We start from the raw sequence: 11,876 nt of genomic DNA on the forward strand, positions 1-11,876 counted from the left end.
TAAAGAATTAAGAATTAAAACTTAAAGGCGTGTTAAAACGTAGAGCTAAAATATCACCCAATTTCAGTATGGCGTCCATGACGGACCTGATTTTCCTGCTGCTGATTTTCTTTATGATAACATCTACCATGGTATCGCCCAATGCTATCAAGGTACTGCTGCCGCAGGGAAAGCAACAGACTTCTGCAAAGCCTTTGACAAGAGTCATCATAGATAAGAATCTGAATTATTATGCTGCTTTTGGCAATGACAAGGAACTGTCTCTGACGCTTGAAGAATTGACTCCTTTCCTACAATCGTGTGCGGAGAGGGAGCCTGAAATGTATATAGCTTTGTATGCTGACGAAACAGTGCCTTACCGGGAAATCGTGAAGGTGCTGAACATTGCAAACGAGAATAAATTCAAGATGGTGCTGGCTACACGACCACCGGAAAACTAAATCGTACATTGTACATGGCTAAATTGTAAATGCAATGGTGAATCGGAAGAAGAAAGGAAAATATATAGGTATGGCAGGTGCACTTGTGGTGCATGTTGCCATTATTGCCCTTCTGATACTGGTAGGATTCACACCGCCGGAACCCTCGGAAGAAGGCGGTGTACCCGTTATGCTGGGAGAGGTGCCCGATGCACTGGGCGCTGCCGACCCTTCTTTGGTAAAGGTGGATGTCATGCCGGAGGAAACCGCTCCTCAGGTGCAGGAAACGGTGGAGCAGGACATCATTACGCAGGAAACTGAAGAAACCGTTGCCATAAAGCCCAAAGCCGAACCCAAGAAAAAGGAGGAGGTGAAGAAACCGGAAAAGACGGAAGCCGAAAAAGCGGAAGAGGCCCGCAAACTGGCAGCGGCAAAAGCCGAACGGGAACGTAAGGAAGCCGAGGAAGCTGCCCGTAAACGGGTAGCTGGCGCTTTTGGCAAAGGTGCCCAAATGGGTAGTAAAGGCGATACGGAAGGCGAAGGTATTCAAGGAAGTCCTACGGGAAATGCTCCGTCCGGAGCCACTTCGGGTACGGGAGGCTACGGCTCGTTTAATTTGGGCGGACGTTCTCTTGGTGAGGGCGGATTGCCGCGGCCGGTATATAATGTGCAGGATGAAGGTAGGGTTGTGGTGACCATCACAGTGAACCCTGCCGGACATGTGATAGCAACCAGCATCAACCGCCAGACCAATACCGTCAATCCCGCATTACGGAAAGCGGCGGAGGATGCTGCCAAGAAAGCCCGTTTCAACGTGGTAAGCGGCTTGAACAATCAGACGGGAACAATAACGTATTATTTTAATCTAAAATAAGAGGAGGAACAATTATGGGTACAGTTTATGTTTTTTTTGCCGACGGATTTGAAGAAATAGAAGCTTTTACTTCTGTGGATGTGATGAGACGCGCCGGACTGAACGTAGAAATGGTGACGGTAACCCCTGATGAAATAGTGACGGGAGCACACGATGTTCCGGTCTTGTGCGATAAGAATGTAGTGAACTGCGACTTCTTTGATGCAGAGCTTGTATTATTGCCTGGCGGTATGCCGGGTGCGTCCACTTTGGAGAAGTGTGGCGAACTGCGTAATCTGGTACTGCGTTTTGCCCAAGAGCAGAAACCGATTGCTGCTATTTGTGCGGCTCCTATGGTATTGGGTAAGCTGGGATTGCTGAAAGGCAAGAAGGCTACTTGCTATCCCGGCTTTGAACAATATCTGGAAGGTGCCGAATGTACGGGTGCTCCGGTAGAAAGAGACGGCAATATCATCACTGGCAAAGGACCGGGCGCTGCCATGGAGTTTGCATTGGCCGTAGTGGAGCTGTTGCAAGGCAAAGAGAAGGTGCAGGAACTGAAAGAAGCTATGTGCGTAACAGATTTATGATTTTAAATCATAAATCATAAATCATAAATCATAAATGCTTCAGTATGCTCTGATTGTTGCCGGTGGTAAGGGTTTGCGCATGGGGACCGAACTCCCCAAACAGTTTCTCCCGATAGGGGGAAACCTGTTTTGATGCGCACTCTGGAGGCGTTTTATGACTACAATGCTGAGATACGGATAATATTGGTGCTTCCCCACAGCCAGCAGGATTACTGGAAGCAGCTGTGCAGGGAGTACCGTTTTTCATTGCCGCATGCCATTGCAGATGGGGGGGAGACGCGGTTCCACTCCGTAAAGAACGGTTTGGCTTTGGTCAAGACACCAGCTTTGGTCGGTGTGCACGATGGGGTGCGCCCGTTCGTGGCCCGGGAAGTGATTGCACGCTGTTATGACTTGGCGGCCGAGAAAAAGGCCGTAATTCCGGTAATCGGTGTGGTGGAGACCGTTCGCCGTATGGAAGGGGAAGGCAGTGTGACTGTCGGCAGGGATGATTATAGATTGGTGCAGACTCCCCAGGTTTTTGATGCGGAACTGCTGAAAGCGGCATACGAGCAGCCTTATACACCCCATTTTACCGATGATGCTTCTGTGGTGGAGGCATTGGGCGTATCTGTCTTTTTGACGCCGGGAAATCGGGAAAACATTAAAATAACCACTCCTTTTGATTTAAAAATAGCCACAGCTCTGATAGGTTCATGTTCGATTTAGCCACGCGTGACATAAAATATTTGTCGGGCGTCGGGCCGCAGCGTGCTTCGGTGCTCAATAAGGAATTGGGCATTTACTCCTTGCACGATTTGCTATATTACTTTCCATATAAATATGTAGACCGCAGTCGGATTTATTATATTCAGGAGATCGATGGGACGATGCCCTATATTCAGCTGAAAGGTGAAATACTAAGTTTTGAGACGGCTGGAGAAGGGCGCCAGCGCAGGTTGATTGCCCATTTCTCGGACGGTACGGGGGTGGTGGACCTGGTTTGGTTTCAGGGCATCAAATATTTGGTAGGGAAGTATAAAGTGCATCAGGAATATATTGTGTTCGGAAAACCGACCTTCTTCAATGGTAGAATCAATATGGCTCATCCGGATATAGACTCTGCTTCGGATTTGAAATTGTCGTCCATGGGGTTACAACCTTATTATAATACGACTGAAAAGATGAAACGGAGTTCTCTCAATTCGCATGCCATCGAGAAGATGATGAATACGGTGGTGCAGCAGTTGCGTGAGCCGTTGCCCGAGACTCTTTCTCCTGCTATACTTGCCGAGCATCATCTGATGCCGTTGACGGAAGCTTTGGTCAATATACACTTTCCCGCTAATCCGGATTTATTGCGTAAGGCACAGTATCGGCTGAAGTTTGAGGAGCTCTTTTACGTACAGTTGAATATCCTGAGGTATGCAAAAGACCGTCAGCGGAAATATCGCGGTTATGTTTTTGAACGGGTGGGGGAAGTGTTCAATACCTTCTACTCCCGTAATCTTCCTTTTGAACTGACCAATGCACAGAAGCGGGTATTGAAGGAAATCCGTAAGGATGTAGGCTCAGGAAAGCAGATGAACCGCTTGTTGCAGGGGGATGTGGGAAGTGGAAAGACGCTTGTCGCACTGATGAGTATGTTGATGGCGCTCGATAATGGTTTTCAGGCATGCATGATGGCACCTACCGAGATTTTGGCAAACCAGCACTATGAAACCATCCGTGAGCTGCTGTATGGAATGGAGGTACGTGTGGAGCTGTTGACCGGTTCTGTCAAGGGCAAGCGGCGCGAAGCTATCCTTGCCGGTTTGTTGACGGGAGACATACATATATTAATAGGTACCCATGCCGTTATTGAAGATACGGTGAATTTTGCTTCGCTCGGTTTGGTTGTGATTGACGAGCAGCATCGTTTCGGTGTGGCCCAACGGGCACGCCTGTGGACAAAGAATGTACAACCTCCCCATGTATTGGTGATGACGGCAACCCCGATTCCCCGTACATTGGCAATGACGCTTTATGGCGACCTGGATGTGTCTGTTATCGATGAATTGCCTCCCGGACGTAAACCGATTGTCACTCTTCATCAGTTTGATAGCCGTCGGATAAGTTTATATCAGTCCATGCACAAACAGATTGCCGAAGGCCGGCAGGTCTATATTGTCTACCCGCTGATTAAGGAAAGCGAAAAGATTGACTTAAAAAACCTTGAAGAAGGGTATCTGCATGTTTGTGAAGAGTTTCCCGAGTGTAGGGTTTGCAAGGTGCATGGAAAGATGAAACCTACTGAAAAGGATGCTCAAATGCAGTTGTTCGTATCCGGCGAGGCACAGATAATGGTGGCTACCACCGTGATTGAGGTAGGTGTAAATGTACCCAACGCTTCGGTGATGGTGATTGAGAACGCCGAGCGTTTCGGGCTGTCCCAGCTTCATCAGCTTCGGGGACGTGTAGGACGTGGAGCCGACCAGTCCTATTGTATCCTGGTTACCGGCTACAAGTTGGCGGAGGATACAAGGAAGCGTTTGGAGATAATGGTGCGGACTAATGACGGCTTTGAAATAGCGGAAGCAGACTTGAAACTGCGTGGTCCTGGAGATTTGGAAGGGACACAGCAGAGCGGCATTGCTTTCGACCTGAAGATTGCCGATATAGCCCGTGACGGACAATTGCTGCAATATGTCCGTGAAGTAGCGCAAACGGTGGTGGATGCAGACCCGCATGGCATGTTGCCTGAGAACGAGGTCTTGTGGCGGCAACTGAAAGCGTTGAGAAAAACGAACGTTAATTGGGCTGCCATTAGCTGAAAAAACGGTTAAACATGCACTTTTGTTGCATTTTATGTTGTAAAACATGTTTGCTTGTAAATCTCCTATCCATAGGGCATTAAGGCATCTTTGCGGGCTTTACAGTACCCTCCTCTTCGAAAAAATAGTTAATGACTGATGTCGTTTTTCAGAGAGAAATGTTACCTTTGGGAGAATTTTTGAAAATCAATCTGGATATTCGCGTAGAACAGGTGGTGTTTGATTTGCCGAGATGCTTGCAACGGATATCAAAATGAATGACGAAACGGATGAATTTTAATTGGATAAAAACTGCTTTATTGGCTGCGACGGCAATGGTTGGCTTGAATTCTTTCTCGCAGGACTTGATTGCCCGCCAAGCTCCCGTCGACAGAAAACTTAAGAGTGTAGATTCTCTGGCTTTGCAAAAACAGATACGTGCGGAACAATCATTGTATCCGGGTTTGGATTTGTATCCCAACTGGAACAACGAATTCGTACAAGCCTATGGCAATGCGATTGTGCCTGAGAGCTATACATTTGATTTGACCGGTTTCTGTATGCCTACTCCCAATACCCGTATCACAGATGTATTCGGTTACCGTCCCCGGAGAAGAAGGGCTCATTACGGTTTGGATATCAAGGTGTATGTAGGCGATACAATCCGTGCGGCTTTTGATGGAAAAGTACGCGTTGTCAAGAATCAAGGGCGTCGTGGATACGGTAAATACGTCGTTATTCGTCACGACAATGGTTTGGAAACCGTTTACGGACACTTGTCTAAACAATTGGTTGATACAAACCAGTTGGTAAAAGCCGGCGAACCGATTGCATTGGGAGGAAATACCGGACGTTCTACCGGTTCACACCTTCACTTTGAAACCCGTTTCTTGGGTATTCCCATCAATCCTGCGCTTATGTTTGATTTTGAAAAGCAGGATATCGTAGCTGATTCCTATACTTTCCATAAGACAAAAGGCTCTTCCGGTACGCGCGTAGCATGGCATCGGGTGAAGGTCTGTTCTATAAGGTAAAGAAGGGAGACACATTGGGACGGATTGCAGCACGTCAGGGAACCTCCATCGACAAGCTTTGCAAACTGAACAGAATTACGCGTAAAACAATCCTGAGACCGGGACAAGTATTGCGCTGCTCATAAAAACGTAAACAATCTCTATAGAAGAGGGTACTTTAATAGATTTTAGAGTGCCCTCTTTTTCTTTTTCTTTAATTATTCCTATCTTTGCAGCGCACTGTGAAAAAAGGAAATGAAAGATACCAAGCAACAATTTGAACATGTCATTGCGGTTTGCCGTGACTTGTTCTCTAAGAAACTTCATGATTACGGTCCGGCGTGGCGCATTCTTCGTCCGTCTTCCGTAACAGATCAGATATTCATCAAAGCCAACCGTATCAGAAGTATTGAAACGAAAGGGGTGACTTTGGTAGACGAAGGCATCCGTTCTGAATTCATAGCTATTGTCAACTATGGAATTGTAGGATTGATACAGTTGGAGCTTGGTTATGCCGAAGCTGCCGATATGACCAATGAAGAGGCGTTGGTGCTGTATGATAAATATGCCAAAACCTCTTTGGAGTTGATGCTTGCCAAAAATCATGATTATGATGAGGCTTGGCGTAGTATGCGTATCAGTTCGTATACGGATTTGATATTGATGAAGATTTATCGGACAAAGCAGATTGAAAGCTTGTCCGGAGCGACTTTGGTTTCGGAAGGTATTGATGCCAACTATATGGATATGATTAACTATTCTGTATTCGGCTTAATTAAGATTGAATTTGGAGATTGACAAGAAACATATTGTCGGGAAAGTTTGGGTGAACCTCTGCCGTTTTCTGTTGGGGGCTTTGTTCATATTTTCCGGATTTGTGAAAGCTGTTGATCCGTTGGGTTTCTTTTATAAAATTCAAGATTACCTGACGGCTTTCGGCATGATTTCCTGGTTTCCTTCTTATGCGCCCTTGCTGGTAGGGATAGCGTTGTCTGCCATAGAGTTCAGTGTAGGTGTTTTCTTGTTTTTGGGTATACGCCGGAAGGTGGCATCTGCATTGGCATTATTGCTGATGGTTGTAATGACTCCGCTGACACTTTATCTGGCTTTGGCTAATCCGGTATCCGACTGCGGATGCTTCGGTGATGCGTGGATATTGACCAATTGGCAGACTTTCGGCAAGAACGTAGTCTTGTTGGCGGCGGCAGTATCTGTATTCAAGTGGCAGGATTTACTGGTGCGTTTCATTACTCCGAAGATGGAGTGGATGATTTCCATGTATACGTTTCTATTTGTGTTTGCGTTGTCCTTCTATTGCCTGGAGAATTTGCCGATACTTGATTTCCGACCTTACAGAATTGGAGCGAATATCAAGGCGGGCATGGAAATTCCGGAAGGTGCCAAACCAAGCGTGTTTGAAAGCCGGTTCATTTTGGAAAAAGGAGGAAAGCGTCAGGAATTTACATTGGATAACTATCCGGACAGTACATGGACGTTTGTAGAATCGCGTACGATACTGAAGGAAAAAGGTTATGAACCTCCCATTCATGATTTTTCATGATGAGTCTGGATACATGGGAAGATATAACGGACAGCGTACTGTCGGATAAAGGATATACGTTTCTGCTGGTTGCCCATCGGATAGAAGGAGCGGACGACAGTAACATCGACCTTATCAATGAAATATACGATTACAGTGTGGAGCATGGTTATGGCTTTTATGCCTTGACTTCATCTCCGGAAGACGAGATAGAATTGTGGCGTGACAAGACTGGAGCGGAATACCCTTTCTGCCAGACAGATGATATTACGCTGAAGACCATTATCCGTTCAAATCCCGGTCTGTTGTTGGTAAAGGACGGAACAATTTTGAATAAGTGGAGTGACAACCGGCTGCCTGATGAATATGTGCTGACCGATAGCCTGGACAAGTTGGAATTGGGCAGGCAGAAGCAGGAAAGTGACTTACAGACAATAGGCTATGTGTTGCTGTGGTTCATCATTCCTCTGATGATGGTGCTTTGTGTCGATATTTTAGTCGTAAGGCGCCGGGAGAAACAACGCCTCAGACAACAATAGTATCAAATAGTAAATAGTAAATTGTCAAATAGTAAATACATTAACCCTTTTAATAATAAAACAAAATGAGAAAAAACATTGTTGCAGGAAACTGGAAAATGAACAAAACCCTCCAAGAGGGTATTGCTCTTGCAAAAGAACTGAATGAAACATTGGCTAACGAAAAGCCTAACTGTGATGTAATCATCTGTACTCCGTTTATCCACCTGGCATCTGTTACTCCTTTGGTAGACGCTGCAAGATTGGTGTAGGTGCAGAAAACTGTGCAGACAAGGAATCAGGCGCATATACCGGCGAAGTATCAGCTGCTATGGTTGCTTCTACCGGTGCAAAATATGTCATTCTGGGTCACTCTGAACGTCGTGCTTACTATGGTGAAACAGTTGCTATTCTGGAAGAAAAAGTAAAATTGGCTTTGGCTAACGGTCTGACTCCGATTTTCTGTATCGGTGAGGTATTGGAAGAACGTGAAGCAAACAAGCAGAATGAAGTGGTAGCCGCTCAGCTGGCTTCTGTATTCTCTTTGTCTGCCGAAGATTTCTCTAAGATTATCTTGGCTTACGAGCCGGTTTGGGCTATCGGTACCGGTAAGACTGCTACTGCAGAACAAGCACAGGAAATCCACGCTTTCATCCGTTCATTGATTGCTGAAAAGTATGGTAAGGAAATCGCTGACAACTGCTCTATCCTTTATGGTGGCAGCTGCAAGCCTTCTAATGCAAAGGAACTGTTTGCCAACCCGGATGTTGACGGCGGTCTGATTGGTGGTGCTGCCTTGAAGGTTTCTGACTTCAAGGGTATCATCGATGCCTTTAATTAAATAGTTGAAAGCTGAAAGTTGAAAATTGAAAATGGATTGCATGACTGTTTTTCATTTTCTGTTTTCCATTTTCAGCTTTCCAATTTCCGTTATATAAAGATATTGACTCATGAAAAAGCTTGGTTTACTTTTAGTTGCATGTTTCGCTTTTGCAACGATTTCTGTAGCGCAGAACAATATTGTGAAAAGCCTGGAACGTAATGTGCCGGGACAAGGCAAGGTGACTATCCATCAAGATGCGCGCATTGCGGCATTGATAGGTTCGGAGTATGTTCCTGCCGGTTCGGATGAGCGGAAAGTGATTAAAAGTTCGGGTTACCGCATACAAGCTTATGCAGGGAATAATACCCGTCAGGCCAAGAACGAAGCTTATGCGGTAGCTACCCGCATCAAGGAATATTTTCCCGAACTTACAGTTTATACCTCTTTCAATCCTCCCCGTTGGCTGTGCCGTGCAGGAGATTTCCGCAGTATCGAAGAAGCGGATGCCATGATGCGTCAGTTGCGGGCTACCGGTGTATTCAAGGAAGTCTCTATCGTGAAAGAGCAGATAAACATCCCCTTATAAAGAATTATCATGTTAGGAAAAGAAGAAATTGTATCTCCTTCATTAGATGAACTGAAGGAACATTATTACCGCATCCTTACTCTGCTGGGTGAAGATGCCGGACGTGAAGGTTTGCAGAAGACACCTGAACGGGTGGCGAAGGCCATGTTGTCGTTGACGAAAGGGTATCATATGGACCCGCACGAGGTGCTCCGTTCGGCCAAATTCCAGGAAGAATACAGCCAGATGGTGATTGTGAAAGACATCGACTTCTTCTCACTTTGCGAACATCACATGCTTCCCTTCTACGGAAAGGCACATGTGGCATATATTCCTAACGGCTACATTACCGGACTGAGCAAGATAGCCCGCGTAGTGGATATTTTCTCTCATCGCCTGCAAGTGCAGGAACGTATGACTCTCCAAATAAAAGAGTGTATTCAGGAGACGCTGAATCCGCTGGGGGTTATGGTTGTTGTGGAAGCCAAACACATGTGCATGCAGATGCGCGGAGTAGAGAAACAGAACTCCATTACCACTACATCCGATTTTACCGGAGCATTCAACCAAGCGAAGACCCGCGAGGAATTTATGAATTTAATCAGGCATAATTCTTGATGGAGAACTCCCCGAATTGAATTTAAAAATTTAGGATGACTCTGTCTCCCAGCCGCTTTGCCATGATGCTTTTTACTTTGTTCAATTCGCTGTAGCGCTCCATGATGCTGTTACACTGGGTTTCATCATTGGCTATGGCAGGGTTCTGTAACGCAAATAGGGTATGCTTCAATTCTTCGCAGACGATGGCATATTTGAAGTTTATCATTAACCGTGGAATTAGCTCATAGAGGCGTTCTTCGTCCGTCACCATTTGTTCTATCTGTGATTTCCTTAACTGATAGCGGTTGCTGATAAGCTCCACGCTCAGCTTGCTGATGACGGGGTCGGGATGCGCCACAAAATACCGTTCGGCGGTAAAACCCTCATTGTGGATACGTTCGGCAGCTTCTGTCAGGATTTGCCGGTGAAGCGGATTGTGGAAGGCAAGTTCGTCTTCTTTTAAATCATTGACTATATATTCAGTTACAGTGATAGGGGTTTCCTGCCCCTCTCCATTGGTGACATTGCACATCACCCGCTCACCATAGAGCACTACCATCTTCAGAATAAGTCGTTCGTATTTATAGAACTCCTGGCCCTCCTTGCCTCTTGCGGGATGAAGGATACATATTCTTCCTCGGGTGGAAAAGGTGGAGGTGTTTCGGAAGGGAGACCGGCAGGCAGTGATTCGGGCGGATAGCCAGCTTGTTGTGCGTCGGGGCTGGTAGCTGTAGCTGCAGTATGACTGCCATTGACACCTGCTTCTGCATTGGCTCTTGCGGCATTGGCCGACCGACGCTCACGTTCTGCCCGCTCAGCTTGTTGCTCGGCTTGCTTTTCGCGACGCTTGGCAACCTCAGAAACCAGCAGTTTGTCTTCTACGTGCAATAATTGGGCGCACTCCTTGATATAGACATCGCGCACAATGGCTTCGGGAATGATGGAAATGCTCTGCACAAGGTTTCCGATAAGTTCGGCACGCTTGATGGGGTCTTTTCCAGCATCTTCCAGCAACAGATTGGTTTTGAAGCGGATAAAGTCCGTTTCATTCTCTTGTATGAAGGCCTGAAATTCCGTCGCATTGTGTTTGCGGGCAAAGGAGTCCGGGTCGTCACCGTCGGGCAGGAGGCAGACTTTGATATTCATGCCCTCTTCCAGCAACATGTCGATGCCTCGGATAGAAGCCTTTATACCGGCAGCATCACCGTCGTAGAGCACTGTCATATTGTTGGTGAAACGATGAATCATCCGGATTTGTCCGGGTGTCAATGCCGTGCCCGAAGAGGCAACCACGTTCTCTATGCCCGATTGGTGCATGGAAATGACATCCGTATAACCTTCGACCAGAAAGCAACGGTCTTGTTTCACAATGGCTTGTTTGGCAAAATATATGCCGTACAGTTCATTGCTTTTATGGTAAATCTCCGATTCAGGCGAGTTGACGTACTTCACCTTGACGCCTTTGGTGGCGCCGGCAAGCACGCGTCCCCCGAAAGCCACCACCTTGCCGGAGAGAGTGTGTACCGGAAAGATGACCCGCCCCCAGAAGCGGTCGCGCAGTCGGTGGTCGTCCGTCTCGTAGCAGAGGCCGGTCTTGACAAGATAATCCTTTTTATAGCCTTTCTTCAAAGCTTCCTGGGCAAGGGCATCGTGGCTCTCGGTACAATAGCCCAACTGGAACTTCTCGATGATGTCATCCCGAAAGCCGCGGCTGCGGAAATAGGCCATGCCGATACTCCGTCCGTCTACGTGGTTCTTTAGGATATTCTGGAAGTAGTCGCGGGCAAAGTTGTTCACGATGAAGAGGCTTTCCCGTTCACTCTGTGCTATCTTCTCTTCACTGGATAGTTCGCGCTCCTTGATTTCAATACCGTATTTTTTGGCGAGATACTTCAGTGCCTCAGGATAAGACATCTGCTCGTGCTCCATGATGAAATGCACTGCATTTCCTCCTTTTCCGCAGGCAAAGCACTTACAGAGCCCTTTGGCGGGGGATACATAGAAAGAAGGGGTTTTGTCATCGTGGAAAGGACACAGACCCACATAGTTCACACCGCGTTTGCGCAGGGTAACGAAATCGGATACGACATCGTATATTTGTGCGGCATCAAGTATGCGGTCTATGGTGGGTTGGTCTATCATTGTCTCTTTTCTAATTTCTAACTTGTGCAAAAGTACATGATA

Annotated in this window: 7 protein-coding genes and 5 pseudogenes; 11 read left to right on the forward strand and 1 reads right to left on the reverse strand. The window is 46.7% G+C overall.

The window, feature by feature from the left end:
* Positions 1-29 precede the first annotated feature (29 nt).
* From JCM16496_RS09885 to folE, 11 genes and pseudogenes are all read left to right on the forward strand, one after another.
* On the forward strand, positions 30-440 hold the full coding sequence (locus tag JCM16496_RS09885) for an ExbD/TolR family protein (RefSeq protein ID WP_005833355.1): 411 nt from the start codon (positions 30-32) through the stop codon (positions 438-440).
* Between the two features lie 34 nt (positions 441-474).
* A complete protein-coding gene (locus JCM16496_RS09890; RefSeq protein ID WP_128809531.1) occupies positions 475-1,293 on the forward strand; it encodes a TonB family protein in 819 nt (272 codons plus the stop codon).
* A 14-nt stretch (positions 1,294-1,307) separates the two neighbouring features.
* Complete coding sequence (locus tag JCM16496_RS09895) at positions 1,308-1,862, forward strand: DJ-1 family glyoxalase III (protein ID WP_005829959.1); 555 nt, start codon at positions 1,308-1,310, stop codon at positions 1,860-1,862.
* A 34-nt stretch (positions 1,863-1,896) separates the two neighbouring features.
* A pseudogene (locus tag JCM16496_RS09900) lies at positions 1,897-2,570 on the forward strand (2-C-methyl-D-erythritol 4-phosphate cytidylyltransferase).
* Positions 2,558-4,654 carry an ATP-dependent DNA helicase RecG gene (recG, locus tag JCM16496_RS09905; protein WP_025834011.1) on the forward strand — a complete coding sequence of 699 codons (2,097 nt, stop codon included), beginning with the start codon at positions 2,558-2,560 and terminating at the stop codon, positions 4,652-4,654. The pseudogene JCM16496_RS09900 and the gene recG overlap by 13 nt, the downstream one beginning before the upstream one ends.
* Before the next feature lie 269 nt (positions 4,655-4,923).
* Positions 4,924-5,792: pseudogene (locus tag JCM16496_RS09915) on the forward strand (peptidoglycan DD-metalloendopeptidase family protein).
* 109 nt (positions 5,793-5,901) lie between these two features.
* Positions 5,902-6,444: a DUF1599 domain-containing protein gene (locus JCM16496_RS09920; RefSeq protein WP_005833349.1), complete on the forward strand. Its 543-nt coding sequence runs from the start codon at positions 5,902-5,904 to the stop codon at positions 6,442-6,444.
* A pseudogene (locus JCM16496_RS09925) lies at positions 6,434-7,725 on the forward strand (BT_3928 family protein). Before JCM16496_RS09920 ends, JCM16496_RS09925 begins: the two are co-directional and overlap by 11 nt.
* A gap of 65 nt (positions 7,726-7,790) precedes the next feature.
* Positions 7,791-8,545: pseudogene (gene tpiA / locus JCM16496_RS09930) on the forward strand (triose-phosphate isomerase).
* A gap of 109 nt (positions 8,546-8,654) precedes the next feature.
* Entirely contained in the window at positions 8,655-9,113 is a 459-nt protein-coding gene (locus JCM16496_RS09935) for an SPOR domain-containing protein (RefSeq protein WP_025834014.1), read from the forward strand.
* Between the two features lie 9 nt (positions 9,114-9,122).
* A complete protein-coding gene (gene folE / locus JCM16496_RS09940; RefSeq protein WP_025834016.1) occupies positions 9,123-9,710 on the forward strand; it encodes a GTP cyclohydrolase I FolE in 588 nt (195 codons plus the stop codon).
* Positions 9,711-9,732: 22 nt separating this feature from the next.
* On the opposite strand, the pseudogene dnaG reads toward folE, so the two are convergent.
* A pseudogene (gene dnaG / locus JCM16496_RS09945) lies at positions 9,733-11,834 on the reverse strand (DNA primase).
* Between the last annotated feature and the right edge of the window lie 42 nt (positions 11,835-11,876).

Source organism: Bacteroides rodentium JCM 16496 (assembly GCF_000614125.1).
In the GTDB taxonomy this organism is placed as follows: Bacteria; Bacteroidota; Bacteroidia; order Bacteroidales; family Bacteroidaceae; genus Bacteroides; species Bacteroides rodentium.

Excerpts from the sequence above, each read along its gene's own strand:
- JCM16496_RS09890 (WP_128809531.1), top strand. The coding sequence starts at position 475 with ATGGTGAATCGGAAGAAGAAAGGAAAATATATAGGTATGGCAGGTGCA.
- JCM16496_RS09895 (WP_005829959.1), top strand. The coding sequence starts at position 1,308 with ATGGGTACAGTTTATGTTTTTTTTGCCGACGGATTTGAAGAAATAGAA.
- recG (WP_025834011.1), top strand. The coding sequence starts at position 2,558 with ATGTTCGATTTAGCCACGCGTGACATAAAATATTTGTCGGGCGTCGGG.
- JCM16496_RS09920 (WP_005833349.1), top strand. The coding sequence starts at position 5,902 with ATGAAAGATACCAAGCAACAATTTGAACATGTCATTGCGGTTTGCCGT.
- JCM16496_RS09935 (WP_025834014.1), top strand. The coding sequence starts at position 8,655 with ATGAAAAAGCTTGGTTTACTTTTAGTTGCATGTTTCGCTTTTGCAACG.
- folE (WP_025834016.1), top strand. The coding sequence starts at position 9,123 with ATGTTAGGAAAAGAAGAAATTGTATCTCCTTCATTAGATGAACTGAAG.